Annotated in this window: 27 protein-coding genes and 2 riboswitches; of the genes, 11 read left to right on the top strand and 16 right to left on the bottom strand. The window is 63.0% G+C overall.

From position 1 onward, the window contains the following. The first annotated feature begins 81 nt into the window (after nt 1–81). Together ACIQUB_RS27730 and ACIQUB_RS27725 are read left to right on the top strand one after the other, a co-directional pair. Complete coding sequence (locus ACIQUB_RS27730) at nt 82–756, top strand: VIT1/CCC1 transporter family protein (RefSeq protein ID WP_402934354.1); 675 nt, start codon at nt 82–84, stop codon at nt 754–756. Nucleotides 757–773: 17 nt separating this feature from the next. Beyond that, on the top strand, nt 774–1,256 hold the full coding sequence (locus tag ACIQUB_RS27725) for a GNAT family N-acetyltransferase (protein ID WP_113236647.1): 483 nt from the start codon (nt 774–776) through the stop codon (nt 1,254–1,256). Between the two features lie 26 nt (nt 1,257–1,282). Here the strand turns inward: ACIQUB_RS27725 and ACIQUB_RS27720 are convergent, their stop codons facing one another. Further along, complete coding sequence (locus tag ACIQUB_RS27720; RefSeq protein WP_113236648.1) at nt 1,283–3,136, bottom strand: ABC transporter ATP-binding protein; 1,854 nt, start codon at nt 3,134–3,136, stop codon at nt 1,283–1,285. Nucleotides 3,137–3,210: 74 nt separating this feature from the next. Beyond that, nucleotides 3,211–3,399: a hypothetical protein gene (locus tag ACIQUB_RS27715; RefSeq protein WP_113236649.1), complete on the bottom strand. Its 189-nt coding sequence runs from the start codon at nt 3,397–3,399 to the stop codon at nt 3,211–3,213. A gap of 358 nt (nt 3,400–3,757) precedes the next feature. Between ACIQUB_RS27715 and ACIQUB_RS27710 the strand changes: the two genes are divergently transcribed. After that, entirely contained in the window at nt 3,758–4,108 is a 351-nt protein-coding gene (locus ACIQUB_RS27710) for an HNH endonuclease signature motif containing protein (protein ID WP_113236650.1), read from the top strand. On the opposite strand, the gene ACIQUB_RS27705 is transcribed toward ACIQUB_RS27710, so the two are convergent. The 6 genes from ACIQUB_RS27705 to ACIQUB_RS27680 all read right to left on the bottom strand — a co-directional run bounded on the left by ACIQUB_RS27705 (nt 4,095) and on the right by ACIQUB_RS27680 (nt 10,757). Further along, a complete protein-coding gene (locus ACIQUB_RS27705; RefSeq protein ID WP_113236651.1) occupies nt 4,095–4,367 on the bottom strand; it encodes a DUF982 domain-containing protein in 273 nt (90 codons plus the stop codon). The genes ACIQUB_RS27710 and ACIQUB_RS27705 overlap by 14 nt on opposite strands. Nucleotides 4,368–4,408: 41 nt before the next feature. Further along, nucleotides 4,409–5,056, bottom strand: a complete 648-nt coding sequence (locus ACIQUB_RS27700) for an alpha/beta hydrolase (RefSeq protein WP_113236652.1) — start codon at nt 5,054–5,056, stop codon at nt 4,409–4,411. 366 nt (nt 5,057–5,422) lie between these two features. Then, a complete protein-coding gene (gene gcvP, locus ACIQUB_RS27695; RefSeq protein WP_113236653.1) occupies nt 5,423–8,287 on the bottom strand; it encodes an aminomethyl-transferring glycine dehydrogenase in 2,865 nt (954 codons plus the stop codon). Then, complete coding sequence (gene gcvH / locus ACIQUB_RS27690; RefSeq protein WP_113236654.1) at nt 8,287–8,649, bottom strand: glycine cleavage system protein GcvH; 363 nt, start codon at nt 8,647–8,649, stop codon at nt 8,287–8,289. Before gcvH ends, gcvP begins: the two co-directional genes overlap by 1 nt. A 345-nt stretch (nt 8,650–8,994) precedes the next feature. Then, nucleotides 8,995–10,131 (bottom strand): glycine cleavage system aminomethyltransferase GcvT, encoded by a 1,137-nt coding sequence (gene gcvT / locus ACIQUB_RS27685; RefSeq protein WP_402934271.1) that lies wholly within the window; start codon nt 10,129–10,131, stop codon nt 8,995–8,997. Between the two features lie 71 nt (nt 10,132–10,202). Beyond that, nucleotides 10,203–10,283, bottom strand: a riboswitch (glycine riboswitch). Between the two features lie 3 nt (nt 10,284–10,286). Beyond that, a riboswitch (glycine riboswitch) is annotated at nt 10,287–10,374 on the bottom strand. Nucleotides 10,375–10,487: 113 nt separating this feature from the next. Next, on the bottom strand, nt 10,488–10,757 hold the full coding sequence (locus ACIQUB_RS27680) for a hypothetical protein (protein ID WP_018902329.1): 270 nt from the start codon (nt 10,755–10,757) through the stop codon (nt 10,488–10,490). Nucleotides 10,758–10,959: 202 nt separating this feature from the next. On the opposite strand from ACIQUB_RS27680, the gene ACIQUB_RS27675 reads away from it, so the two are divergent. Continuing rightward, a complete protein-coding gene (locus ACIQUB_RS27675) occupies nt 10,960–11,118 on the top strand; it encodes a hypothetical protein (protein WP_162737418.1) in 159 nt (52 codons plus the stop codon). A 23-nt stretch (nt 11,119–11,141) separates the two neighbouring features. Here the strand turns inward: ACIQUB_RS27675 and ACIQUB_RS27670 are convergent, their stop codons facing one another. Beyond that, nucleotides 11,142–11,546, bottom strand: a complete 405-nt coding sequence (locus tag ACIQUB_RS27670; RefSeq protein ID WP_113236656.1) for a hypothetical protein — start codon at nt 11,544–11,546, stop codon at nt 11,142–11,144. 205 nt (nt 11,547–11,751) lie between these two features. On the opposite strand from ACIQUB_RS27670, the gene crcB reads away from it, so the two are divergent. The 7 genes from crcB to ACIQUB_RS27635 all read left to right on the top strand — a co-directional run bounded on the left by crcB (nt 11,752) and on the right by ACIQUB_RS27635 (nt 17,335). Beyond that, the gene (crcB, locus tag ACIQUB_RS27665; protein WP_113236657.1) at nt 11,752–12,129 is read left to right on the top strand and encodes a fluoride efflux transporter CrcB; all 378 of its coding nucleotides are present in this window, start codon (nt 11,752–11,754) and stop codon (nt 12,127–12,129) included. Between the two features lie 112 nt (nt 12,130–12,241). After that, nucleotides 12,242–13,234 (top strand): RluA family pseudouridine synthase, encoded by a 993-nt coding sequence (locus tag ACIQUB_RS27660; protein ID WP_018902332.1) that lies wholly within the window; start codon nt 12,242–12,244, stop codon nt 13,232–13,234. A gap of 8 nt (nt 13,235–13,242) precedes the next feature. Beyond that, a complete protein-coding gene (locus ACIQUB_RS27655) occupies nt 13,243–13,896 on the top strand; it encodes an HAD-IA family hydrolase (RefSeq protein WP_113236658.1) in 654 nt (217 codons plus the stop codon). 8 nt (nt 13,897–13,904) lie between these two features. Next, nucleotides 13,905–14,714 carry an ATP12 family chaperone protein gene (locus tag ACIQUB_RS27650; protein WP_113236659.1) on the top strand — a complete coding sequence of 270 codons (810 nt, stop codon included), beginning with the start codon at nt 13,905–13,907 and terminating at the stop codon, nt 14,712–14,714. Nucleotides 14,715–14,783: 69 nt separating this feature from the next. Next, nucleotides 14,784–15,260: a hypothetical protein gene (locus ACIQUB_RS27645; protein WP_402934264.1), complete on the top strand. Its 477-nt coding sequence runs from the start codon at nt 14,784–14,786 to the stop codon at nt 15,258–15,260. A 23-nt stretch (nt 15,261–15,283) separates the two neighbouring features. Then, entirely contained in the window at nt 15,284–16,816 is a 1,533-nt protein-coding gene (locus tag ACIQUB_RS27640) for an acyl-CoA carboxylase subunit beta (protein WP_113236660.1), read from the top strand. A 126-nt stretch (nt 16,817–16,942) separates the two neighbouring features. Then, nucleotides 16,943–17,335, top strand: coding sequence for a DoxX family protein (locus tag ACIQUB_RS27635; protein ID WP_113236661.1), 393 nt, complete (start codon nt 16,943–16,945; stop codon nt 17,333–17,335). Nucleotides 17,336–17,454: 119 nt separating this feature from the next. On the opposite strand, the gene fghA is transcribed toward ACIQUB_RS27635, so the two are convergent. The 7 genes from fghA to ACIQUB_RS27600 all read right to left on the bottom strand — a co-directional run bounded on the left by fghA (nt 17,455) and on the right by ACIQUB_RS27600 (nt 24,832). After that, on the bottom strand, nt 17,455–18,288 hold the full coding sequence (gene fghA / locus ACIQUB_RS27630) for an S-formylglutathione hydrolase (RefSeq protein WP_113236662.1): 834 nt from the start codon (nt 18,286–18,288) through the stop codon (nt 17,455–17,457). A 1-nt stretch (nt 18,289) separates the two neighbouring features. Beyond that, a complete protein-coding gene (locus ACIQUB_RS27625; protein WP_112534347.1) occupies nt 18,290–18,757 on the bottom strand; it encodes a YaiI/YqxD family protein in 468 nt (155 codons plus the stop codon). Nucleotides 18,758–18,928: 171 nt separating this feature from the next. After that, on the bottom strand, nt 18,929–19,507 hold the full coding sequence (gfa, locus tag ACIQUB_RS27620) for an S-(hydroxymethyl)glutathione synthase (protein ID WP_113236663.1): 579 nt from the start codon (nt 19,505–19,507) through the stop codon (nt 18,929–18,931). A 222-nt stretch (nt 19,508–19,729) separates the two neighbouring features. Beyond that, nucleotides 19,730–20,194, bottom strand: a complete 465-nt coding sequence (locus ACIQUB_RS27615; protein WP_113236664.1) for a GNAT family N-acetyltransferase — start codon at nt 20,192–20,194, stop codon at nt 19,730–19,732. Next, a complete protein-coding gene (locus ACIQUB_RS27610; RefSeq protein ID WP_113236665.1) occupies nt 20,191–21,318 on the bottom strand; it encodes an S-(hydroxymethyl)glutathione dehydrogenase/class III alcohol dehydrogenase in 1,128 nt (375 codons plus the stop codon). Before ACIQUB_RS27610 ends, ACIQUB_RS27615 begins: the two co-directional genes overlap by 4 nt. A 134-nt stretch (nt 21,319–21,452) precedes the next feature. Further along, complete coding sequence (locus tag ACIQUB_RS27605; protein ID WP_113236666.1) at nt 21,453–22,724, bottom strand: hypothetical protein; 1,272 nt, start codon at nt 22,722–22,724, stop codon at nt 21,453–21,455. A gap of 98 nt (nt 22,725–22,822) precedes the next feature. Continuing rightward, nucleotides 22,823–24,832 carry an acetyl/propionyl/methylcrotonyl-CoA carboxylase subunit alpha gene (locus tag ACIQUB_RS27600; RefSeq protein ID WP_113236667.1) on the bottom strand — a complete coding sequence of 670 codons (2,010 nt, stop codon included), beginning with the start codon at nt 24,830–24,832 and terminating at the stop codon, nt 22,823–22,825. Between the last annotated feature and the right edge of the window lie 60 nt (nt 24,833–24,892).

Genomic DNA, 24,892 nt, shown 5'->3' with positions numbered 1-24,892 from the left:
GAAGAGATCGGGCATTTCGACCATAGTTTGCCGTCGCACCCCGGCAGGGCGACGCGTGAGGTTGCCGGTTGGGACGATGCCGTGATGCTGAAGACGATCTCATCCATCTTCGACGATCTCGATCCCGGCGACGCGCTTGCCGAAGTGCTCTTCGGGCTGATCATGGCGCTGACCTGGACGGTGGGCTCGCGGCTGGTGATGCAGGAGGAGGGGCTGGATGTTCGGGGGCTGATCCTCTCCACGCTCGGATGCAATGTCGCTTGGGGCATTATCGACGCGGTGTTGCGCATTCTGGGGACGACGTTTTTCAGGAGCAGGCGGTTGCATCTGTTTCGGCAGATCAGGGGCGCCAGGGATGAAGCCTCAGCACTCGCCGTGATCCGCAACGAGTTTCCGACGGAGGGGACGGCGCTTGCCGTCGATAGTGCCGATGCGGAGGCGCTCTATCGATCACTGCTGGCGCTTGCTATCAGGTCCGAACCATCGAGGGTTTCGGTGACGGGAAGCGATCTGCGTGCGGCGGTGGCGGTGTTTTTCCTAGTCGCGACCACGGCCATTCCCGCGGTGATCCCATTCTTTCTAATCGACAGTCCAGAGCGCGCGTTGAGGGTCAGCAATCTGCTGCTGATCGGGCTTCTGTTTCTCACCGGCTATGCCTGGGCGAGCTTTTCCGGCGGGCGGCCGCTTTATGCGGGGGTGACCATGACGTGCCTTGGGCTGATGATGGTCGGCATTGCCGTGGCGCTGGGTGGCTGACAGTGGGAGACAGTGCCGTGGCTTCGGATATCGAAATAAGCGAACTTTTCGGGCTTGAGGAGATCGTGACGATCTATTCCCTGTTTCGGCAGGTTCACACGCTCGACGAAGCGTCGTTTCGGGCGCGGCTTTCGGCCATGTGCGCGCAGGGCAATTATCGCTGCATTGCCGCCTATGTGGAAGGCCGGATGGTCGGCGTGGCCGGCTTCTGGATCGGCACGCAGCTCTGGTGCGGGAAATACATCGAGGCCGACCATGTGGTGGTCGATGCAGATGTTCGCGGTATGGGGATCGGGGCGCGGCTGATGGCGTGGATCGAGGCGGAGGGCGAGCGTGAGGCGTGCGCGCTGTTTCGGATAGCGGCGGTTCTTTCCAACCTGGACGCAAGACGTTTCTATGCGCGCAACGGCTTTTTCGATGACGGGATCCTGATGGCGAAGGCGCTGAGCCGAGGCGCCGCCGCCTTTCCGGAGTATGTGGCTCGGCGGGATGGCGATTGATGCTTGCGGCGTGAGTGCGGAGGGATCTAGCCGATCTCCTCGGGAATGAAGCCACCGGTCTGGCGTTTCCAGAGGCGGGCGAAGAGGCCGTCACTCTCCGCCAGTTCCGCCGGGCTGCCTTGTTCGACGATGCGGCCCTGATCGAGCACGACGATGCGGTCCATCATGGCGATGGTGGAGAGGCGGTGGGCGATGGCGATGACGGTTTTGCCGCGCATCACCAGATCGAGCTTTTCCTGGATCGCGGCCTCGGATTCGCTGTCGAGCGCCGAGGTCGCCTCGTCGAGAACGAGGATCGGCGCGTCCTTCAAGAGAACGCGGGCGATCGCCACGCGCTGGCGCTGGCCGCCGGAGAGCTTGATGCCGCGGTCGCCGACATAGGCGTCGTAGCCCTTGCGGCCGTCCGCGTCGCGCAATTCGGCGATGAAGGCGTCGGCGCTCGCCGTTTCCGCAGCCTCCTCGATCTCGGCACGTGCGGCCTCCGGCCGGCCGTAGCGGATATTGTCGCCGACCGACCGGTGCAGCATCGCCACGTCCTGCGCGATGACGCCGATGTTGCGACGCAGGCTTGCCTGCGTGATGTCGCGGATGTCCTGACCGTCGATGCGGATGGTGCCGGAGCCGATGTCGTAGAAGCGCAGGAGGAGGCTCACCAGCGTCGTCTTGCCGGCGCCGGAGAGGCCGACGAGGCCGACTTTTTCGCCGGAAAAAACTGATAGCTGGAGTTTTTCGATGACGGGTTTGCCGGTCTTGTAGGCGAAACTCACGTCGTCGAAGCGGATTTCGCCTCGGGTGACGTCGAGATCGACCGCACCTTCGCGGTCGGTGATGGTGGGTGGCGTCGTCATGACGGGCATGGCGTCCTTGATCGTGCCGATCGCCTGGAAGATCTGCTGGCCCATCTGCAGGAAGGTGAAGGTGTGGCCAGATAGGCGGTGGAGCACGTAGATGGCGCCGACGAACTCGCCGATGGTCAGGAACTGATGCACGAGGCCGGTGAAGCCGATCGAGACCAACGCCAGCCAGAGTAGCATGTTCAGCGCCACGACGATGAGCTCGGAGGTGCGATAGATGCGTTGCTCGCTATGCTGAGTGCTGACCGACTTGCCGATGACGCGGCGTATCGCGCCGGCCTCGCTGTCTTCGGCGGCGAACTGCTTGATCATCTGCATGTTGGTGTAGAGATCGGTGATGGCGCCGGCGACGAGGCTGCGCTGCTTGGCGGTGCTACGCGAGCGCTCGGTGAAGACGGGGGCCATCTTGACGGCGAGCGCGACGTTGAGCGCCATCCAGATGGCGGCGGGCAGAGCGAGCTGCCAGGAGAGCGCGCTCAGCAACACCACCGAGCCGACCATCTGCAAGAGGAACCGCGGGATCGACTGGAAGGCCGCGATGATCTGCTGCTGCACGGCCGAGGACACCTGCTGCAGCCGCGAGGCGACCTGACCGGCATAGAGATCGTGGAAGAAGGCGAGATCCTGCCGCTCCACCGCCTTGTGCCCCTGCCACTGGATGGCGGCGGGCATGCCGACGCCGAGCGTGTGCGAGGTCAGCGTGTTGACGAGAAACGAGGCGATCGGCATGGCCGGGAAGATCAGCAGCCCGAGGAAGGTCAGGAACGGCCATTCGTCGCGGAGGAAGGGTGCCGCGCCCTTTTGCGTGACGCCGTCGACGATGACGGAGAGGCCCCAGACCATGGTGAGGTTCATCGCCTCGATGGCCATGGATGAGAGCGCCAGCGCGATCAGCACGCCTCGGAACATCATGATGAAGTGCAGGAGGACGGCGACCGGTCCCTTCGACGGCAGTGGCCGGTAGGGGATGTCGAGCGGCCGGATCAGGCGCTCGAAGGGGCGGTAGATTGCATCTGAAATCGACATCGGCTCTCGGGTGTGTTGGGGGATGACGGGCTCACTCGAACAGTCCCGATGGTTGGCATGTCTTGAGGTGGTGACTAGCGGCGGCGCACGAGGAGTTCGTAGGCGGCGAAGGCGAGCGACATCAGTGCGAAGACGCCGATTGCCAGCGGATAATTGACCGGCGCGTCGGCGTCGAAGAACTTCGGCAAGCCGATGACGGCGGTGGCGGATATCAGGGCGGAAAGCGCTGTTTCCTGGGCGATCATGCTGACAACAGGCGACATGCAGTGCCCCCTCGGCTGTGTGAACGGCGGCGTGAACATGCGGACAGAGAAAAGATTAGAGCAATCTCAGCGGGTATCAAGCGTTTGCGGCGCCGTACTTGGCGCGCGGTGCGTGCATGTTTTCGCTGTGGAGGCTGGCGGCGCGGTAGGATGTTTCATTCAGTGACGCCGCCTCGGATCCGCCTGGACTTTGCCACAGCATCCGCTTGCTGTCTCTCGACATCTCGCTTAACCTCCTCTGGCACACATCAGAGTGAACGCCTTATGGCCACGTCTGTTGCCCACCCAAGGTGGCCGAGTGCAGGTACGCTCATATGAGCCGAGCAACTTCTGGATCCTTATGATCGCAGGAGTTTGCATGTCGAAAAAAATCCAAAAACTGAGAAATAGGGCTTTCGTCGCGCAAGGCGGGCTTTGTTGGTATTGTGGCTGCACGATGCGGAATGACGGCTTGCATTCGCCGCTAATGTGCACGGCGGAGCATCTGATTGCACGGTCGGACGGTGGTCGCACTACGGCCGTGAACATCGTCGCAGCCTGCCGTTACTGCAACGCGGGTCGCCACCGGCAAGAAACCGTGCTTGCGCCGGAACACTTCAAGCAGTTCGTCATGGGGAGGCTGCGGAAAGGCAAATGGCGTGGTGAGCAGCGTCGGCCGAAGGCGAAGCCTGCTACCCAGTCGGCACCAATTGGGCTCAATCCTTCTTGATGTCAATGCCGGCTTCGATGGCGGCGGCGATGAAGGCCTTGCGGGCGTCGTCATTGGTGCGCTTGCCCTTGATGACGTCGGCGCAGACGAGAAGCGCCTTGTCGAGCGCGGGGCCGTCTTCCGTCGGCCAGTCCTCGATCATCGCCCATGAAGCGGCCTGGGTGGTTGCGATGGTCACATACTGGCCGGGTTCTTCGAGCGCCAGCATGACGGGCTGCGGCCAGGGCTGCTGGGTGAGATCGCCGTCGGATTTTGCCATGAGACCGGTCGCCTGTTGTCTGTTGTCGCGTGGCGGCCTGCTTAAAGCGGCGGACGGGTGTGGGCAAGCGGAAAGACGCGGGATGTGAGCCATTGCTTGATGATGGCGGGTTCGTCGTCGTGGAGATTGTGGTCGGTGGGTGATGAATGGCTGGTGACGTCGGCGCCGGCCGCCTGGAATTGCCTGGTGATTGCGACGGCATCCTCGGGGGAGCGGCGGCTGTCACGGTCGCCGGAGAGGATGAGGATGGGCTTGGTCGGCATGTGCGGGACGATCGCATCAGGATCGGGCGAGAGCGGGCGGATGAGGATGGCGCCGGCCGCGATGTCGGGATCGCGGATCATCAGGGATGCGGCGATGATGGCGCCGTTGGAGAAGCTGAGGAGGATGGGTGGGCGGGCGATCAGGCCGGTCTCGATTGCGGCCTGGATGAAGGTGTGCAGGCGCTCGGTCTGAAGCACGAGGTCAGCCTGATCGAGGGTGCGGTCGGGGTTGCGGCGGAAGAAGGCGTAGCCGCTCTCCCAGGGGATGGGGCCGCGCAGCGACAGGTATCGCCAGCCGGGGGCGGCGGTTTCCGCCAGCGGCAGAAGTTCGGTCTCGTCGCGGCTGCTGCCGTGCAGGAGGAGGAGCGGTGGGCGGGTGTCGGTGGTTGAGGTCGTGCGGTAGCGGAAGCCTTGGAGATGGGGCATGTCGGCTTCCTGGTGTCGGTTGGGTTTTTGGTCCACGATCGTTGCGAGTGTGGTTGACCCTTCGTCTGACGTTTCCCGGACGTTAGCATCCCCACGGCGTCATCCTCGGCCTCGTGCCGAGGATCTAAGCACGTCGCTCGGAATTCAAGGGGGCGGATGAATTGGCTTGGGTGCCGGCGGGTGGGTTTGTCCATTGCCGTAGCGGGTTGCGTGGGCGTCGGCAGATCCTCGGCACAAGACCGAGGATGACGACCGAGAGAGGTATTGCGCTTCCAGATCAATAGGTTGGCGCCTCACCGCTTCCGCGACATCTTCTCCCAAAACACCAAACGCCCGGACAAAGCCGGGCGTTTCGATCTCGTGTCCTTACTCGGCCGCTTCGGCGTAGGCTTCCAGCGGCGGGCAGGTGCAGATCAGGTTGCGGTCGCCGAAGACGTTGTCGACGCGGTTGACCGGGGACCAGTACTTGTCCACGCGGAAGGCGCCGGGGGGGAAGCAGGCCTGTTCGCGCGAATAGGGGCGATCCCATTCGCCGACGAGGTCTTCGACCGTGTGCGGGGCGTTCTTCAGCGGGTTGTTGGTCTTGTCCGAGCGACCTTCCTCGATGTCGCGGGCTTCCTGGCGGATCGCCAGCATGGCCTCGCAGAAGCGGTCGAGTTCGGCCTTGGTTTCCGATTCCGTCGGCTCGATCATCAGCGTGCCGGCAACCGGCCAGCTCATGGTCGGGGCGTGGAAGCCGCAGTCGATCAGGCGCTTGGCGACGTCGTCGACGGTCACGCCTGCGCTGTCGACCAGCGGGCGGGTGTCGATGATGCACTCATGCGCCACGCGGCCGGCCTCGGACTTGTAGAGCACGTCATAGGCGCCCTTCAGCCGTGCGGCGATGTAGTTGGCGTTGAGGATCGCCACCTTGGTCGCCTGCGTCAAGCCTTCGCCGCCCATCATCAGGCAGTAGCTCCAGGAGATCGGCAGGATGGATGCCGAGCCGAAGGCTGCCGCCGATACGGCACCCGAACGACCGTCGGTTTCCGGATGGCCGGGGAGATGGGCCGCCAGGTGCGACTTGACGCCGATCGGGCCCATGCCGGGACCACCGCCGCCATGCGGGATGCAGAAGGTCTTGTGCAGGTTGAGGTGGCTGACGTCGGAGCCGATGTCACCAGGGCGAGACAGGCCGACCATGGCGTTCATGTTGGCGCCGTCGAGATAGACCTGGCCGCCGTGCTTGTGCACGAGATCGCAGATCTCCTTCACCGTTTCCTCGAACACGCCATGCGTCGAGGGGTAGGTGATCATGCAGCAGGAGAGGTTCTCCGAATACTGCTCGGCCTTGGCGCGGAAATCGTCGAGGTCGATGTCGCCGTTTTCGCGAACCTTGACGACAACGACCTTCATGCCGACCATCTGGGCGGATGCCGGGTTGGTGCCGTGCGCAGACGTCGGGATCAGGCAGACGTCGCGATGGCCGTTGCCGTTGGCGATGTGGTAGTTGCGGATCGTCAAGAGGCCCGCATATTCGCCCTGCGCGCCGGAGTTCGGCTGCATGGAGAAGGCGTCGTAGCCGGTGACGGCGCAGAGCTTTTCCGTCAGGTCGTCGATCATCTCGCGATAGCCGAGCGCCTGGTCAGCCGGCACGAAGGGATGGATATCCGAAAACTCTGGCCAGGTGATCGGCAGCATTTCCGCCGTGGCGTTGAGTTTCATCGTGCAGGAGCCGAGCGGGATCATCGAGCGGTCGAGCGCCAGATCGCGATCCGACAGGCGACGGATGTAACGCGTCATCTCGCTTTCGGCACGGTTCATGTGGAAGATCGGATGCGTCAGGTACTCGCTGGTGCGCGCGAGGCCCTTGGGCAGGCGATAGCTGGGCTCGAAATCCGCCACGGCGAAGTTGCCGCCGAAGGCGCGCCACACGGCTTCCAGCGTCGCCGGGCGGGTGCGCTCGTCGAGGCTCATGCCGATCTTGGTGGCGCCGACCTTGCGCAGGTTGACGCCTTCGGCAACGGCGGCGCGCAGGATGACGCCCTGCATGTGGCCGACATCGACGGTGATGGTGTCGAAGAAGGTCTCGGGCTCGATGGTGTAGCCGAGCTTCTCCAAACCCTTGGCCATCAGCACGGCCTTCTGGTGGACCTGCTGGGCGATCGCCTTGATGCCCTTGGGCCCATGGAAGACCGCGTACATCGAGGCCATGACGGCGAGCAAAACCTGCGCGGTGCAGATGTTCGACGTCGCCTTTTCGCGGCGGATGTGCTGTTCGCGGGTCTGCAGCGACAGGCGATAGGCGCGGTTGCCACGCGCATCGACGGAGACGCCGACGAGACGGCCGGGCATGGAGCGCTTGTGGGCGTCCTTGACCGACATGTAGGCCGCGTGCGGGCCGCCGTAGCCGACGGGAACGCCGAAACGCTGCGACGAGCCGATGGCGATGTCGGCGCCCATTTCGCCGGGCGACTTCAGAAGCGTCAGCGCCAGGATGTCGGCGGCGACGATGGCGATGGCGCCGGTCTGGTGCAGGCGCGAGATCAGGCCGGTGAAATCATGCACATGGCCGTGCGTGCCCGGATACTGGAAGATGGCGCCGAAGACGTCGACCGGGTCGAGATCGGTGAAGGGGTTGCCGATGACGACACTCCAGCCAAGCGGCTCGGCGCGGGTCTTGATCAGCTCGATCGTCTGCGGATGGCAGGCGGCGTCGACGAAGAAGGCCTTGGCCTTCGACTTCGAGACGCGCTCGGCCATGGCCATGCCTTCGGCGGCAGCCGTCGCTTCGTCGAGCAGCGAGGCGTTGGCGACGTCGAGGCCCGTCAGGTCGCAGATCATCGTCTGATAGTTCAGGAGCGCCTCGAGGCGGCCCTGGGAGATTTCCGGCTGGTAGGGCGTATAGGCCGTGTACCAGGCCGGGTTTTCCAGGATGTTGCGCTGGATGACCGGCGGCGTGATCGTGCCGTAATAGCCCTGGCCGATCAGCGAGGTCAGGACCTTGTTCTTGTTGGCGGTTTCGCGCAGCTTGTCGAGCGCCTCGCGCTCCGTCATCGGCGCGCCCCAGAGGAGCGGCGCCTTCTGGCGGATGGAGGGCGGGACGGTCGCGTCGATCAGCCCGTCAAGGCTGTTATAGCCGATGACCTTGAGCATATCGGTCATCTCTGATGGAGATGGGCCGATGTGACGACGATTGGCGAAGTCGTAGGGCTGGTAGTCGGTAAACTGGAATTCCGTCGGCGTCGTCATTACGCGGTGAGCTCCTTGTAGGCCGCTTCGTCGAGCAGGCTATCGGCATCGGCGGCGTTGGCGAGCTTCAGCTTGAAGAACCAGCCGGCGCCCTGCGGGTCGGAATTGACGAGAGACGGATCGGCGACGATGGCCGGGTTCACTTCGGTGATCTCGCCGGCGAGCGGGCAGTAGACATCCGAGGCGGCCTTGACGGATTCGACGGTGGCCGCGTTGTCGTTCTTGCCGAAGGTGGCGCCGACTTCAGGCAGTTCCACGAACACCAGATCGCCGAGCTGCTCGACGGCATAGGTGGTGATGCCGACGGTGGCGACACCAGCTTCGATCTGCAGCCACTCGTGTTCTTCGGTGAATTTCAGCATGGGATTATCCTCTCTGGGGAATGGGGTGTTTGGTGGAAATAGGTGCTTTGTTTTGGTTGGCGTGGTGGCGCGTGGCGGTTGCTGGCTGAGGTGGTGCCGTGTGGCGCCCCCCTCTGGCCTGCCGGCCATCTCCCCCACAGGTGGGGAGATTGGCTGGGCTCACCCACTCGCTCCACGCTCACGGTTTGGCAAGGCGCTTGCTCCGGGTCGATCTCCCCCCTTGTGGGGGAGATGCCCGGCAGGGCAGAGGGGGGTAATCCTCGCGCAACGCCAGCGACGGCGGCCTGCGAACAGTGCGCCTGGATAGGCAATGCAACGATATGGATCGCCGCCGCGCTCATGGTCTTATCGCTTGTAGGTCGGAGCGACGAAGGGAAGTGCGGCGACCGTGACCGGCAGGTACTTGCCGCGAACCTCGGCGTAGACGACCGTTCCGACGTCGCTAGAGGCCACCGGCACGTAGCCCATGGCAACGGGGCCTTCGGCGCTCGGGCCGAAGCCGCCTGAGGTCACTTCGCCGATCTCGGTCTTGCCTTCAGCATCGGCATAGAGCTTGGCGTGACCGCGCACCGGCGCCTTGCCGTCGGGCTTCAGGCCGACGCGGCGGCGGGTGGCGCCGTGGTCGAGTTCTAAGAGGATGCGCTCAGCGCCCGGGAAGCCGCCGGCGCGGGCGCCGCCCGATTTGCGGGCTTTCTGGATGGCCCAGACGAGGGCTGCCTCGACGGGGGTCGTGGCGGTGTCGATGTCGTTGCCGTAGAGGCAGAGGCCGGCTTCGAGGCGCAGGCTGTCGCGGGCGCCGAGGCCGATCGGCTCGACGTCGGGATGCTCAAGCAACCGCTTGGTGACATCGATGGCCATGTCCGAGGGGATCGAGATCTCGTAGCCATCCTCGCCGCTATAGCCGGAGCGCGAGACGAGACAGGAGACGTCGTGCAGACGGCAGTGGCGCACGTCCATGAACTTCATGGCGGCGACATCGGCCCAGAGTTCGGCCAAGGCCTCGACGGCACGCGGACCCTGCAGCGCGATCAGCGCGCGGTCGAGAACCGTGATGTCGCAGGTGTCGGAGAGGTGCTTCTTGAGGTGCGCGACGTCCGCATCCTTGCAGCCGGCGTTGACGACGACGAAGAGGTGGTCGTCGAGATGGGTGATCATCAGGTCGTCGAGGATGCCGCCGTTTTCATCGGTGAAGAAACCGTAGCGCTGGCGTCCCTCGGCCAGCCCGAGGATATCGACGGGAACGAGGCTTTCGAGCGCAAGTGCGACGTCCTCATACTTGCCCGACTTCGCCTTGATGACGACCTGGCCCATGTGGGACACATCGAAGAGACCGGCGGCTGCGCGGGTCTGCAGATGTTCCTTCATGACGCCGGCCGGATATTGCACCGGCATGTCATAGCCCGCAAACGGCACCATGCGGGCGCCGAGCGACAGATGCAGGTCATGCAGCGGGGTTTTCTTCAGGGCAGCAGTATCGTCCAAGGACGCCTCCGGTGTTTGCGCGTGGGTTCCATGCGCGGGCTCAAATATTCGGGCGCGGTTGCGCCTTGTTTCGAGCCCCCTCTGTCTGTTTGCCTGAGATTGTTATCCCTTCGGCGCGCGTTTCGAAAACGCGTCTCTCCAGAGTTCCGTCTGCCCCTTGCTGGTCCTTTTGCCTGAGAGTTTCCGGGGCGGTTGCTCCTTCGGCACCGGCTGCGACGAGCCGACTTCTCCCAACAAGGTTGAGCGCAATTATCTGGCGATGGCGGTGCTTGGCAAGGGGGAATGTCGCCGGCGAGCAATTTTTTGTCGCGGTCTTCTTCGCCGGTCGAATTTCGGATCGATCGGGACGGGTGGTCTCAGTCTTCTTCGTAAAGCTTGAGAGCCTGCTGCAGGGCGGCCTGCGGCTGGCGCTGGCCCATGGTCATCAGGTCGAGCGCGACTTCGGTGGAGTTGATGACGGCGGCCGATTCATCCGTATCCTGGCCGGCATCGGTCCGGCGCTTGATGTCGGCCACCTTGCGGGCATCCTTGGCGGCGGTGCTGGCGGAGACGCGCGGGGGAATGCGCAGCGCTTCAAACGCCGCGGCTGCCGTACTTGCCGAAATGGAACCAACCAGAACTGTCATGTGACAGATTTAGGACAGCGGGCCTTCCTGGCCTGCTAAGAATATCGCTAAAATATTACCTATTGTGATGGTTCTTGCGCTGGATTCGGGTTTTTAAGCTATAGCGCAAATGTAGTGCGCCTCTATATCTGTCTCATTGCCTCGTTACTTCTTGCATTACTCAACAACAGAATAGTGCCGGTCCTTCAAAGGAGGAGTTCAGATGCGCCGCTTTCATTCGCTTGCCCTGGCTGGAGCACTTGTCGTCACCGCCTTCATAGCGACGGCCTGCACCTCGACGGAGCAAAGCCGCAATCCCCGCATGCCGCTGAACTCGGCTTGCGCCTATGGCTTCGACAATGACCGGCCGTGCAGCTATTGAGGCTGCGGTGAGCTGCCCGCCGGTTATTCGATATAGAGGTCTACCAAGGCGTTGCGCCTGTCCTTGTCGATGACGACGAAGAGGTGGCCTCCGGCGGGTCCAAACTGATCATCATCGGCGCGATAGATGTAGTTCGCCTTGAATGGTGTGAATTCGGAGCGGAGGTCGTTGTCGATATAGTCCACGCTCTGAGAATTGCGGCGGGCCTTTTCGCCGGAGAAACGCCAGCCGGCCAGCATCGATGCCATGTCGTTAGGCTCGATCTCGAAGCCACATGTTACTAGCGCATCCGTTATGACGAATGGCCCTGTGCATTTGATATTCTGCGCCGATGCGGGAAGTTCCTTGATCTTCAGCATCGAACGAAGTTGCCCGGGCGCTTCATCATAGAGTGCCATCGCAGTGAGCGATACGATCACCAGCACCATCCACGCCGACGCTGCGTGCAGCCATTTTCGTCGTATCGCCAATCGCAAGTCCTCGAGGTTGGGCCATTGTCGCAATCATACGTTGCCATTACTGTATGGCCCATCAATCCTGCAGTTAAGATTAGAGTGAATTGTTGACGGAGTGGGCAGCGAGCAGAGGACGCTGTCAATTGGCAACGCATCGGGCCTGCGCTACAGAAGCTGTATGATCCAGGCTCTTCTCGTCGCGGTCGGCGGCGCCATCGGTTCCGTGCTTCGCTATTTTGTCGGCCAGTGGTCGTTGCGGCTGATGGGGCCGGGCTTTCCGTGGGGGACGCTTGTCGTCAACATTGTCGGCTGTTTCGTGATCGGGGTTTTCGCGGAGCTGATCGCGCGGCGCTTCAATGCGTCGAACGAATTGCGGCTGCTGTTGATCACCGGCTTTCTCGGCGGCTTCACGACGTTCTCTGCCTTTTCGCTGGATGCGATCTCGCTGATCGAGCGTGGGGCGATGGTGTCGGCAGCGGTCTATATGGTGGCGAGTGTCGGGCTGTCGATGGCGGCTGTTTTCGCCGGGCTTGCGATCATGCGGGCGTTGATCTGAGAGGGGGATCTGACGTCCTCTGAGATTCAGGTTTCCGTTTTTGCGTAAAATGCTCTAAAGCCAGCGGCAAAGGCCGCGCCTGGTGCCGGCAACTCTTTCCGAAAGTACAGACATGGCTGGCATTGAACATATTACCGTCGAAGCCGACGAGGCGGGCATGCGCCTCGATCGTTGGTTCAAGATCCACTATCCCGGCCTCGGATTCGGTCCGCTGCAGAAGCTGATGCGCTCCGGCCAGGTGCGTGTCGATGGCGGTCGCGTGAAGACTGATGCGCGTGTGCAGCCGGGGCAGGTGGTGCGCGTGCCGCCGCTCGATGTCGACGCCAAGAAGGCCGGGCCGATCGCCAGCCACGATCTGAAGCATGGCGGCGACTACGAGCTGCTGCAACGCATGGTGCTGCATGAGGACGACAAGGTGATAGTGCTCAACAAGCCGGCCGGCCTTGCCGTGCAGGGCGGTTCCGGCGTGACGCGCAACATCGACAAGATGCTGGAGGCCTGGACGAGCCCGAAGGGCGAGAAGCCGCGGCTGGTGCATCGTCTCGACCGCGATACGTCGGGCGTGCTCGTCATCGCCCGCACGCGCGGTGCCGCGCAGAAGCTGACGGCGGCGTTTCGCGAGCGCGACACCAAGAAGACCTACTGGTCGCTGGTCAAGGGCGTGCCGCGCAAGCACGAGGACAAGATCTCGACCTGGCTGGTGAAGGAACAGACGCCTGACGGCGACCGCATGCGGGTGTGCAAACATGGCGAGGAGGGCGCTGATCACGCGATCTCCTATTACAAGGTGCGCGAGACGGCAGCGCAGAACCTCGCCTGGCTGGAGATGGAGCCGTATACCGGCCGAACGCACCAGCTGCGCGTCCACGCGCTCCATATCGGCCATCCGATCATTGGTGACCCCAAATATTTCGACGACGACCACAACTGGGATTTCCCCGGCGGCATCCAGAAGCGGCTGCATCTGCACGCCCGCAAGATCGACATTCCGCATCCGAACGGCGGGCGCCTTCGGGTGACCGCGCCGCTGCCGCCGCACATGGTCCAGACCTGGAACCTGCTCGGCCTCGATCTGGCTGAAGCGGACCGGGAAGACTTTGAATGAGTTCAGGCATGAAACTGGCATTGTTCGATTGCGACGGCACGCTTGTCGATAGCGCCGCGCTGATCCATGAGGTGATGGCGCGGACCTTCGTGCATTTCGGTCATGACCGGCCCGAACTCTCGCAGACGAAGGCGATCATCGGCCTGACGCTCGATATCGCCATCGCGCGCATGCAAGGCAAGCCGCATGTGGACGACGAGGCGGTGGCGATGACGGCGCACTACAAGGCGATCTACGCTGATGTGCGCGCCGAAGCCGGCGTCGACGTGCCGTTGTTCGATGGCATCAGTGAGCTGATCCGCACGCTGGCCGAGAAGGACGAGGTGCTGATCGGTGCCGTCACCGGCAAGTCGCGTCGCGGGCTCGTGCATGTTCTGGAGACGCATGGGTTTTCGCGCGATTTCATCGTGTCGCGCACCGCTGACGATTGCCCGTCGAAGCCGCACCCGGCCATGGTGACGGAATGCTGCAGCGAAACGGGGATGAATCCCGCCGATACCATTGTCATCGGCGACGCGATTTACGATATGCAGATGGCAAAGGCTGCGGGCGCCACGGCGATCGGCGTGTCCTGGGGTTACGCCAGCGTCGATGATCTGATCGCGGCCGGCGCCGATACCATCGCCTACCATCCGGCCGATATACTGAAGCATTTTTCCTGAGGTGAGCCATGCGTGATCTGTTGTACGACCTGTCCGAGGGGCTGAGCCATCCCGATCCCATCCGCCGTGCGCAGATCCAGATGAAGAAGCCGCTGCCGAAGCGCTTCTACAAGGACGTCTCGGTGAGCGAGGCGCAAGGCACCGCCCCCCAAGGCACCGAAGCCGGCTTCGTCGTCGAGCTCGACGGCAAGGCTGTGCGCACGCCGGCCCGCAATCTTCTGGCTGCGCCGACGCGCAAGCTTGCCGAGCTGATGGCCGACGAGTGGAAGGCGCAGGGCGACGAGATCGACCCTGCATCCATGCCGTTGACGAAGCTGATCAACACGGCGATCGACGGTGTTTCGACCGACACGCAGGCGGTCTTCGAAGACATCTTGCGCTTTTCCGGCACCGACATGCTCTGCTACCGCGCAGAAGGCCCGGAGGAGCTGGTGGCGCGGCAGACCAAGCTCTGGGATCCGGTGCTTGATTGGGCGTCGAATACGCTCGGCGCGCGCTTCATTCTCGCCGAGGGCATCGTGCATCAGCAGCAGCCGCAGAGCGCGATTGCCGCGTTTTCGGCGGCGCTGCGCAAGCACGACAATGCGATCGCGCTCGCCGTGCTGCACACGATCACGACGCTGACGGGATCGGCGCTTCTGGCGCTGGCTTTTGCCGAAGGCGAGCTCGACGAAAATGAAGTGTGGTCGCTGGCGCATCTCGAAGAAGACTGGACGATCGAGCACTGGGGCAGCGACGAAGAGGCGGAAGAACGCCGGGCGCTGCGTTTCATCGATTTTCTGGCGGCCACGCGTGCTTTTTTGGCACTGAAGGGCTGAAATAGATTGCCATGACCGTCTTTATGGCGAAGATCGCGACTCTTAATGGGGTGGACGCGGTTTTTCGTCATGAATATGTTTCAGTCGGTTATTTCAAGAATTTTACTATCGTTTCTCGCGCTCGTTACAGGTCTGGCGCTGATTTCCTGCGGCTCGCTGATGCCGAAGGAGCCGCCGGGGCCGATCTATGACGTGCGCAGCGCCGTGGTCCTTTCCGGACCGAAGGTGCCGCCGGCCGTGCTTGCGGGTGTGGGCGATCGCGTCAACAAGGCGATCAACGCTACCGTTCGCACCGAGGTCTATCCGCGCGTCGTGCTCACCATCCGCGTCGTCTCCGTCACGACGGGGCAGGGCTACGACAAGAGCCAGAGCTCGGCGAAGATCACGGTTGACGCGGCTTCCGTTGAAGACGGCACCGTGATCGCCGTGTCGACGTTCGGCGTGCTCAGCCGCTCGAACCTTTCCGATGCATCCGAAGAAATTCTTGCTGAAAACATCGCAGCGCGTATCCGGTCGATCTTCACGCTCAGCCCGGGCTCGGAATAAGCGCGCCGTAACGGGAGGTCGCCTTGAAGGAAATTCTCGAAGAGCTCGAACGTCGCCGTGACATCGCCCGCAAGGGCGGCGGCGAGGCCAGGATCGAGGCGCAGCACAAGCGCGGCAAGCTGACCGCGCGCGAGCGCATCGATCTCATTCTCGACGAGGGGTCCTTCGAGGAGTTCGGCATGTTCGTCGAACACCGCTCCAACGATTTCGGCATGGAGAAGAGCCGGATCGCCGGCGACGGCGTGGTGACTGGATGGGGCACGGTGAACGGCCGCACGGTCTTCGTCTTCGCCAAGGATTTCACGGTTTTCGGTGGGTCGCTGTCCGAGGCGCATGCCGAGAAGATCATCAAGGTCCAGGACATGGCGCTGAAGAACCGCGCGCCGATCATCGGGATCTATGATGCCGGCGGCGCGCGCATCCAGGAGGGGGTGGCGGCACTTGGCGGCTATGCCGAGGTGTTCCAGCGCAACGTGCTGGCCTCGGGCGTGATCCCGCAAATCTCCGTCATCATGGGGCCATGCGCCGGCGGCGACGTCTATTCGCCCGCGATGACCGACTTCATCTTCATGGTACGCGACACCTCCTACATGTTCGTGACCGGTCCTGACGTGGTCAAGACCGTGACCAACGAGACGGTGACGGCCGAGGAGCTCGGCGGCGCCTCGGTGCACACGACGAAATCGTCGATCGCCGACGGCGCCTATGACAACGATGTCGAGGCGCTGCTGCAGGTGCGCCGGTTGATCGATCTCTTGCCGCAATCGAACACGTCTGCGGTGCCTGAGATCGAATGTTACCAGTCGGTGACCGAGACGGATGCGTCGCTGGATACGCTGGTGCCTGCCAATGCCAACAAGCCCTACGACATCAAGGAACTGATCCTGAAGACGGCGGACGAGGGGGATTTCTTCGAGATCCAGGCGAGTTTCGCCAAGAACATCGTCTGCGGCTTCGGCCGGATCGAGGGTTCGACCGTCGGCTTCGTCGCCAACCAGCCGATGGTGCTGGCCGGCGTGCTCGACAGCGACGCCTCACGCAAGGCGGCGCGCTTCGTGCGCTTTTGCGACTGCTTCAACATCCCGATCGTCACCTTTGTCGACGTGCCGGGATTCCTGCCGGGCACGGCGCAGGAATATGGCGGGCTGATCAAGCACGGCGCGAAGCTGCTCTTCGCCTATGCCGAGGCGACCGTGCCGAAGCTGACGGTGATCACCCGCAAGGCGTTCGGCGGGGCTTACGATGTTATGGCCTCGAAGCATCTGCGCGGCGATCTGAACTACGCCTGGCCGACGGCGCAGATCGCCGTGATGGGCGCCAAGGGCGCGGTCGAGATCATCTTCCGCAAGGACATTTCAGATCCGGAAAAGATCGCCGAACATACCAGGATGTACGAGGAGCGGTTCCTCTCTCCGTTCGTGGCGGCCGAGCGCGGCTATGTCGACGAGGTGATCATGCCGCACTCGACACGACGTCGGCTGGCGCGCGGGTTGAAGATGCTGCGCAACAAGGATCTTACCAATCCCTGGAAGAAACACGACAATATTCCCCTCTAAGGTGAAGATGTCGTGGAAAAATGATGAAAATCAAGCGGATGTGATGAGAATGGCTGATATCGTGACTTCTCTGCTTTCAACCAGATCGCTAACGCTCCTCTGTCTTTTGACCTAAGGAGAGTCTTTATGCCCCGTTTCGAACGCCTGAACGCGTACCAGCCGTACGCCCTGGCCGCCCTCCGCATCATTACTGCCTTGCTCTTCATCGAGCACGGCACGATGAAGCTTTTCGCCTTTCCGCTGCCTCAGCCGGGCCTCGGCGATTCGCTTCCGCCCATGCTTCTCGCAGCAGCGCTGCTCGAAGTTATCGGCGGCCTGGCGATCCTCGTTGGCTTCCTCACCCGCCCTGTTGCTTTCATCCTGTCGGGCCAGATGGCGGTCGCCTACTTCATGGCGCACCAGCCACGCGGTTTCTTCCCGGCCGAGAATGGCGGCGAAGCGGCAATCCTGTATTGCTTCGTCTTCCTGGCCCTGGTGTTCACCGGCGCCGGCGCGTTCGCGATCGACAAGAGCAAGTGATGTGACTGCCGCAGGCGTGTCCTGCGGTGTGGTTTGATAAAGCGACATAAGCGATGCGTCGGGGACGAGCGCATCAACCGATCGGCCCCTTCGGGGGCCGATCGTGTTTTCGGGATTTATCAGCCGAGGCGCTCGGCGTGCCACTTCAGGTGATCGTCCATGAAGGTCGAGATGAAGTAGTAGGAGTGGTCGTAGCGTTCGTGCATGCGCAGCGTGAGCTTTATGTCGGTGTCCTTGATCGCTTCTTCGAAGAGCCAGGGGCGCAGGCCGTTTTCCAGGAAGCCGTCGGCCTTGCCCTGATCGATCAGGAATTCGGGGAAGCGCGCGCCATCCTTGACCAAGGCGCAGGCGTCGTACTGGCGCCAGGCGGCGCGGTCGGCGCCGAGATATTTTTCGAAGGCGGGGGCGGACCAATCGGCGGTAGAGGGCTCGACGATCGGCGCGAAGGCCGAGCAGCTCTTGAAGCGACCGGGGTTCTTCAGCGCGATGGTCATGGCGCCGTGGCCACCCATGGAATGGCCGAAGATGCCCTGGCGATCCATGTCCATGCGGAAGTGCTGGCTGACGAAAGCGGGCAGTTCCTCGGTGATGTAAGTATACATCTGGTAGTTTTCGGCCCAGGGCTCTTCGGTGGCGTTCAGATAGAAGCCGGCGCCCTTGCCCATCTGCCAGTTGGTCAGTTCATCAGGCACGTCGTTGCCGCGCGGGCTGACATCCGGGCAGACGATGATCAGGCCGAGCTCGGCCGCCATGCGGCGATACTCGCCCTTTTCCATGACGTTGGCGTGGGTGCAGGTGAGGCCCGAGAGATACCAGAGGACAGGGCAGGGCTTTTCGATCGCCTGCGGAGGGACGAAGACCGCGAAGGTCATGTCGCACTTCAAGGCCTCGGACGTATGCGTGAAAACGCCCTGCATGCCGCCGAAGGCGGTCGCCTGGGATAGGATGTTCATTCTATTCTCCTGGTGGTGGCGTGACGGCCTTGGCGCGGCGGCACAGCCGATCGAATGTTTCGAGAAAACGGGAGCGGTCCTTCGGGCCGAAGGCGGCGTTGTAGCCCTTGCTTTCGCCGGTCTCGCGCAGATGCGCGCCGAGATCGCGCATGGCCGAGGCCATGCCGATGTTGGTGTCGTCGAAGACGCGGCCGGTGGGGCCCGTGACGAAGGCGCCCGTCGCGACGCAGCGGACCGCGAGCGGCACATCGGCGGTGACGACCACGTCGCCCGGGCCGGCATGTTCGGCGATCCAGTTGTCGGCGGCGTCGAAGGCGTTGGAGACGATGACGTTGTGCACCATCGGATCGCGCGAGGGGCGCAGGCCGGAATTGGCGACGAAGGTCACCTCGATGCCGAGCCGTTCGGCGACCTTGAGGACCTCGGGCTTGACCGGGCAGGCGTCTGCGTCAACGTAGATGTGGTGCATGGGTGTTTGTCGGTGTCCTATCGATGCGCTCGTACGATGGCTCCCGGTCGCCGCGCGGCGGCGACGAGGGAGCGCGGGGCTTGGTACCAAATATTTCAACCATTTGCGAGGGGAACCAGCGACGTCATTGCCCGGTGACACCGCTGGCTTCATTGATGCTGCGCTGGATCCTCACGCCTCCTTCAGCGTGCCGGCCTTCTTCGCGGCGAAGGTCGCCAACACATCCATCAGCGTTGGGTTCAGGCAGTCGTAGGGCGCAAGGCCTAGTTCGCCGAGACGGCTGCGGATACCAGACATCGCGGAGGGTGGCGTGCCGCTCTCGATGATCGAGGAGACGAAGGCGGCGAAGGTGGGTTCGGGCCAGCCGGGCTCCTGGAAGCGTTCGGGGTGGACGAAGGACAGGCCCTTGAAGGCGTGATCGCGTTCGACGGGGCCGTACATGTGGACGCCGCACTCCTTGCAGGCATGGCGCTGGATCAGCGCGTCCTTGTCGACGACGGCGAGTTTGTCGCCATTTTCGACAACGGTGACGTTGTCGGTCGAGGCGACCGCGACCACGGAGAAGGCGGCTCCCTTTGGCTTCCAGCACTTGGTGCAGCCGCAGGCATGGTTGTGGGCGACCGTGCCCTTGACCGCTACCTTGACCGGGCGGCTGGCGCAGGCACAGACGAGCGTGCCGCCGCCGAAATTCGCCTGGCCTTTCTTGACCCCGCCATCGAGCGCGGGGTGGATCGATACCTGATATGCCATGCTCAGCTTCTCCTCCTCAGCTGCCGATGGCTCCCAAATCAGGACCGATTTGTCAAAAAGCCGCCGGCCATTTCAAAGTCGTGCCGCATTGCGTGATGGGTGTGTCTTGGAGCTCCCTGAGCCCTGTTGGGCAGCGTCGGACGTCGGATGCAAATCTAACAAACCGGCCTTGTGAAAACCAGCGAATCCGCAGGGTAGGGTTCGCTGGTTTGGGTCATCAGGTCAGCGTACTGCTCTGACCATGTCGACGTGCGGGATGCCGTCCTCGAGATATTCTTCGGAGGTCGTCTCGAAGCCGAAGCTGCCGTAGAAGCGGGAGAGGTGGCTTTGGGCGGAGAGGTAGATCGGCGCTTGCGGATAGCGCTCTTCGCAGACGGATATGGCTTCGCGCATGACGGCGTCGCCGAGGCGTTTGCCGCGATGATCGGGAGAGACGACGACGCGGCCGATCTTGGCGGGCGCGTCTTGGTCTGCCGGGGCGAAGATGCGGGCCGCGGCGATCAGCTCGCCGGCCTGCAGCAGCCGCAGATGCAGGGCGTCCGCATCCTTGCCGTCGAGTTCCGGATAGGGGCAGTTCTGCTCTACGACGAAGACGTCGACGCGCATCTTCAGCAATGCGTACAGCTCGACGGCGGAGAGCTCATCGAGCCTCCGCGCGTCGACCGTGTAGTTGGGTGAGGTGGTCAATAGACCACCACGCCGCGGATCGATTCACCCTTGTGCATGAGGTCGAAGCCCTTGTTGATATCTTCGAGCGGCATGGTGTGGGTGATCATCGGATCGATCTGGATCTTGCCTTGCATGTACCAGTCGACGATCTTCGGCACGTCAGTGCGGCCGCGTGCGCCACCGAAGGCGGTGCCCATCCAGTTGCGGCCGGTGACCAGCTGGAACGGACGCGTGGAGATTTCCTGGCCAGCGCCGGCGACGCCGATGATGACGGACTTGCCCCAGCCGCGATGCGAAGATTCCAGCGCCTGGCGCATGACCTTGGTATTGCCGGTGCAGTCGAAGGTGTAGTCGGCGCCACCGATCAGGTCGCCGTGGCGCTTCGTCATGTTGACCAGATAAGGCACGATGTCGTCGCCGACTTCCTTCGGGTTGACGAAGTGGGTCATGCCGAACTTTTCGCCCCATTCCTTGCGGTCAGGGTTGATGTCGACGCCGATGATCATGTCGGCGCCGGCAAGGCGCAGGCCCTGCAGCACGTTGAGGCCGATGCCGCCGAGGCCGAAGACGATCGCGGTCGAGCCGATTTCGACCTTCGCCGTGTTGATGACGGCGCCGATGCCGGTCGTGACACCACAGCCGATGTAGCAGACCTTGTCGAAGGGGGCGTCGGGGTTGATCTTGGCGAGCGCGATCTCCGGCAGAACGGTGAAGTTCGCGAAGGTCGAGCAGCCCATGTAGTGGTGGATCTTGTCCTTGCCGATCGAGAAGCGCGAGGTGCCGTCAGGCATGACGCCCTGGCCCTGGGTCGAGCGGATCGAGGTGCAGAGGTTGGTCTTGCGCGAGGTGCAGGAATAGCACTCGCGGCATTCCGGCGTGTAGAGCGGAATGACGTGGTCGCCCTTCTTCAGCGAGGTGACGCCGGGGCCGACATCGACGACGATGCCGGCGCCTTCATGGCCGAGGATCGCCGGAAACAGGCCTTCCGGGTCGGCGCCCGATAGCGTGAAGTCGTCGGTGTGGCAGATGCCCGTGGCCTTCACCTCGATCAGCACTTCGCCGGCCTTGGGGCCTTCGAGCTGCACGGTCATCACTTCGAGTGGTTTTCCTGCCTGTACGGCAACAGCGGCGCGAACGTCCATGGTAGTCTCCAATATGCTGATTTGATTGGGCGGACTTTTGCACGCGTAAGGAGCGCGGCTCAAGGAAAAAGCCGCGCCGCTTTGTAAAATCCTTGTCAGATGAGCGGCTTGCGTCGATCTCTATACAGTCTGCGTCAAAACAGGCGGTCGATCGCGGTGATGACGGCGTAGCCGTGCATGGCGATGGCGGCGTAGAGGCCGAAGGAGACGAGCATGCGCTCGCCGCCATTCATTTCCTCAAGCTTCTGGCGCGGCTTGAACGAGCCGCCGCCGATGATGCTGACGAGGGTGAAAACCAGGAGGCCGATGCCGAGATAGCGCGCAGGAAGCCCGATTTCGGCGCCGACGGCGAGGATGCAAAGCGTGACCAGAAAGCTCGCCAGGATCTGCGACCGCTGGGTTCTGAATATCTGCCGCAACACCTGACCGCCATCGAAGCGCTGCATGGGCAGCAGATTGAGCAGGTTGAAGGCACCGAGGATCAACAGGAAGACGAGGATCGGCGCGTCGGCGGCGGCAGGGAGGATGCCGTGATCGGCGAAACTGTGGCCAAGCACGAGAATCGGCACCAAGAATGCCGACATGCCCGATCCCATCAGCGCGCATGTCGCGACCTCGAACAGAGACCGATAGGGCCGGCTGCCGATGGCGATGCCGCCGAGGAAGGGAATGAAGACCATGCGCACGGACGTGTGGCCGAACATTCGATAGGCGGCCATGTGGCCGAGTTCGTGTAGGGCAATCACGACCGTGAGAAACGTCGAGATCATCAGGCCGCGCTGCGTGAGGCCGAGGAAGGGCCAGAGAAGCAGTGTCGAGAGGATGGCGAGCGCGACCTGTACGAGTGGGTGCTCGAAATAGCCCTGCGGCTGTGAGATACCGGTCTTCAGCCAGCCATCAAGCGCCTTCATTTCGCGGCGGAGCGCGACGTAGCGGAAGATCAGGAAGGCGAGGCCGCGATAGCGATCCGTCTGGTCGACTTCCAGGACCGCCCGGCCATCCGCGGTGGGCCGGATGATGCGGCGCTCGCGATAATCCTTCCAGAAGGAGGCATCGAGCGTGCTGTCATCGACGATCGATGATTGGAAACCTTGGGCGTTGGGGGCGAGGGCCACCAGCGGCTCGATCGAAAGCAGGCGGCGCGTGGGGGCGTCGTTCCTGTCCTGATAGCGGTAGGTCTGCTCGACGACATTGCCGCCGGCCTCCATCTGCCGGCTCGATATGACGTGATGGTGCCAACTGGCGTTTGAACCCATCGGGTTCATGGCGGTCCACAGCGTTTCCGGCGTGCAATCGAAGGAGCGGCTGACATGCAGCGTCCTCAGCCCCAAGGGCATTCGCATCAGGAGCCACAGCATGCCGAGGTTGATAAACAGCAGCAGCAGGGCGGATTGCATGACACTCATCATTCACTCCATCCGGCAGGATCCGGATGGGTTAATATTAGCGTCGACGCGTTAATAAATGCGGAGCGGAACGTGACGGTCTGGTGTGCCGTAACGGGTCAGGCGAATTCCATGATGACCGCGTCCACCGCCAGGCTTTCGCCCGGCTTGGCATTGACGACGCCGACCACCAGATCGCGCTCGGCGCGCAGCACGTTCTCCATCTTCATGGCTTCGACGACGGCAAGCGTTTCGCCGGCTTTCACTTCCTGCCCTTCGGTGACGGCGATCGAGACGACCAGACCCGGCATCGGGCAGAGCAGCAGCTTGGAGGTATCCGGCGGCAGCTTGACCGGCATCAGGCGGTCGAGTTCGGCATGACGGGGCGTCAACACCTTGGACTTGACCGACAGGCCCTGCCAATCGAGCCTGACGCCATTGAGGATCGGGCGCAGCTGCGCGGTGACCGGTTGCTTGCCGACCTTGCCGCGCCAGACCGGCTCGCCCGGTCTCCAGTCGGTGACGACATTCAAGGTTTGCCCGGCGATATCCATGTCCATCTCGAAGGGCACCGTCACGAGGCCGTCGAGCAGGCGCACGTCGATATAGTCGTCGCCGAGCCTGACGCACCAGTGATCGCGCAGCGGATCGGAGGCGCTGCGTAGCCGGTCGGCGAAGGTTTCGCGGCGGTTGGCTTCGATCAGCGAGGCGGAGAGAGCGATGGCGGCGAGTGTGCCGCGTTGGCTGGCATCGGGCATCACGGGCGCGAAGCCATCAGGATATTCCTCGGCGATGAAGCCGGTCGACAGCCGGCCCTCGCGCCAGCGCGGGTGCTTCATCAAGGCGGAGAGGAACGGCACGTTGTGTTCGATGCCATCGACCACGAAGCCATCCAGCGCCTCGCCCATGGCCTCGACGGCCTCGGCTCGTGTCGGCGCCCAAGTGCAGAGCTTGGCGATCATCGGATCGTAGTACATCGAGATCTCGGCGCCTTCGAAGACGCCGGTGTCGTTGCGGACGACCGCGTTGCCGGCCTTGCCCTCCTGCGGCGGGCGGTAGCGCGTCAGGCGGCCGATCGACGGCAGGAAGTTGCGGTAGGGGTCCTCGGCGTAGATGCGGCTTTCGACGGCCCAGCCGTTCAGCTCGATGTCCTTCTGCGCGAAGGGAAGTTTCTCGCCCGCGGCGACGCGGATCATCTGCTCGACGAGATCGATACCGGTGACGAGTTCGGTGACGGGGTGTTCGACCTGCAGGCGGGTGTTCATTTCGAGGAAGTAGAAATTGCGGTCGCGATCGACGATGAATTCGACGGTACCGGCGCTCTGGTAGTCCACGGCCCTGGCGAGCGCCACCGACTGCTCGCCCATAGCGGCGCGGGTGGCCTCATCGAGGAAGGGCGAGGGCGCTTCTTCGGCAACCTTCTGGTTTCGGCGCTGGATGGAGCATTCGCGTTCGCCGAGATAGACGACATTGCCGTGGGCGTCGGCCAGCACCTGGATCTCGATATGGCGGGGATCGACCACGTATTTCTCGATGAAGACGCGGTCGTCGCCGAAGGAGCTTTTGGCCTCGGAGCGGGCGCGGTCGAAGCCGTCGCGCACTTCCGCCTCGGTCCAGGCGATGCGCATGCCCTTGCCGCCGCCGCCGGCGGACGCCTTGATCATCACGGGATAGCCGATCTCTGCGGCGATCTTTTCAGCGTGCTCGGCATTTTCGATGACGCCGAGATAGCCGGGGACGGTGGAAACATTGGCGGCGCTGGCGAATTTCTTCGATTCGATCTTGTCGCCCATGGCATTGATCGCCTTGGGTTTCGGGCCGATGAAGACAATGCCCTCCTTCTCCAGCGCTTCGCAGAAGGAGGCGCGCTCGGAGAGGAAGCCGTAGCCGGGGTGGACGGCCTGGGCGCCGGTTTGTCTGCAGGCTGCAATGATCTTCTCGGCAACGAGATAGCTCTCGGCGGCCGCGGCCGGGCCGATGTGGACGGCCTCATCGGCCATCTCGACATGGAGCGCGTCGCGGTCGGCGTCGGAATAGACGGCGACGGTCGCAATCCCCATGCGGCGCGCCGTCTTGATGACGCGGCAAGCGATCTCGCCGCGATTGGCGATCAGAATTTTCGTGAACATGAAGACTCCACCCGTGACCTGCGTTCCGAGTCTTAAGCATAAAGACTGGAACGCACAATC

It is taken from the genome of Rhizobium sp. NPDC090275, from assembly GCF_044772225.1.
GTDB lineage: Bacteria > Pseudomonadota > Alphaproteobacteria > Rhizobiales > Rhizobiaceae > Rhizobium.
Note: the sequence above shows the minus strand (reverse complement) of the source record. Positions and strands in the feature narration are given on the sequence as shown.

Bases quoted from the DNA above. Each gene is read 5' to 3' on its own strand.
- ACIQUB_RS27610 (WP_113236665.1), bottom strand. From the start codon at position 21,318: ATGGACGTTCGCGCCGCTGTTGCCGTACAGGCAGGAAAACCACTCGAA.
- fghA (WP_113236662.1), bottom strand. From the start codon at position 18,288: ATGAACATCCTATCCCAGGCGACCGCCTTCGGCGGCATGCAGGGCGTT.
- ACIQUB_RS27645 (WP_402934264.1), top strand. From the start codon at position 14,784: ATGAATATGTTTCAGTCGGTTATTTCAAGAATTTTACTATCGTTTCTC.
- gcvP (WP_113236653.1), bottom strand. From the start codon at position 8,287: ATGACGACGCCGACGGAATTCCAGTTTACCGACTACCAGCCCTACGAC.
- ACIQUB_RS27600 (WP_113236667.1), bottom strand. From the start codon at position 24,832: ATGTTCACGAAAATTCTGATCGCCAATCGCGGCGAGATCGCTTGCCGC.
- ACIQUB_RS27710 (WP_113236650.1), top strand. From the start codon at position 3,758: ATGTCGAAAAAAATCCAAAAACTGAGAAATAGGGCTTTCGTCGCGCAA.
- crcB (WP_113236657.1), top strand. From the start codon at position 11,752: ATGATCCAGGCTCTTCTCGTCGCGGTCGGCGGCGCCATCGGTTCCGTG.
- ACIQUB_RS27720 (WP_113236648.1), bottom strand. From the start codon at position 3,136: ATGTCGATTTCAGATGCAATCTACCGCCCCTTCGAGCGCCTGATCCGG.
- gfa (WP_113236663.1), bottom strand. From the start codon at position 19,507: ATGGCATATCAGGTATCGATCCACCCCGCGCTCGATGGCGGGGTCAAG.
- ACIQUB_RS27650 (WP_113236659.1), top strand. From the start codon at position 13,905: ATGCGTGATCTGTTGTACGACCTGTCCGAGGGGCTGAGCCATCCCGAT.
- ACIQUB_RS27660 (WP_018902332.1), top strand. From the start codon at position 12,242: ATGGCTGGCATTGAACATATTACCGTCGAAGCCGACGAGGCGGGCATG.
- ACIQUB_RS27705 (WP_113236651.1), bottom strand. From the start codon at position 4,367: ATGGCAAAATCCGACGGCGATCTCACCCAGCAGCCCTGGCCGCAGCCC.
- ACIQUB_RS27675 (WP_162737418.1), top strand. From the start codon at position 10,960: ATGCGCCGCTTTCATTCGCTTGCCCTGGCTGGAGCACTTGTCGTCACC.
- ACIQUB_RS27715 (WP_113236649.1), bottom strand. From the start codon at position 3,399: ATGTCGCCTGTTGTCAGCATGATCGCCCAGGAAACAGCGCTTTCCGCC.
- ACIQUB_RS27625 (WP_112534347.1), bottom strand. From the start codon at position 18,757: ATGCACCACATCTACGTTGACGCAGACGCCTGCCCGGTCAAGCCCGAG.
- ACIQUB_RS27655 (WP_113236658.1), top strand. From the start codon at position 13,243: ATGAAACTGGCATTGTTCGATTGCGACGGCACGCTTGTCGATAGCGCC.
- ACIQUB_RS27605 (WP_113236666.1), bottom strand. From the start codon at position 22,724: ATGAGTGTCATGCAATCCGCCCTGCTGCTGCTGTTTATCAACCTCGGC.
- ACIQUB_RS27670 (WP_113236656.1), bottom strand. From the start codon at position 11,546: ATGGTGCTGGTGATCGTATCGCTCACTGCGATGGCACTCTATGATGAA.
- ACIQUB_RS27680 (WP_018902329.1), bottom strand. From the start codon at position 10,757: ATGACAGTTCTGGTTGGTTCCATTTCGGCAAGTACGGCAGCCGCGGCG.
- ACIQUB_RS27700 (WP_113236652.1), bottom strand. From the start codon at position 5,056: ATGCCCCATCTCCAAGGCTTCCGCTACCGCACGACCTCAACCACCGAC.
- gcvH (WP_113236654.1), bottom strand. From the start codon at position 8,649: ATGCTGAAATTCACCGAAGAACACGAGTGGCTGCAGATCGAAGCTGGT.
- ACIQUB_RS27635 (WP_113236661.1), top strand. From the start codon at position 16,943: ATGCCCCGTTTCGAACGCCTGAACGCGTACCAGCCGTACGCCCTGGCC.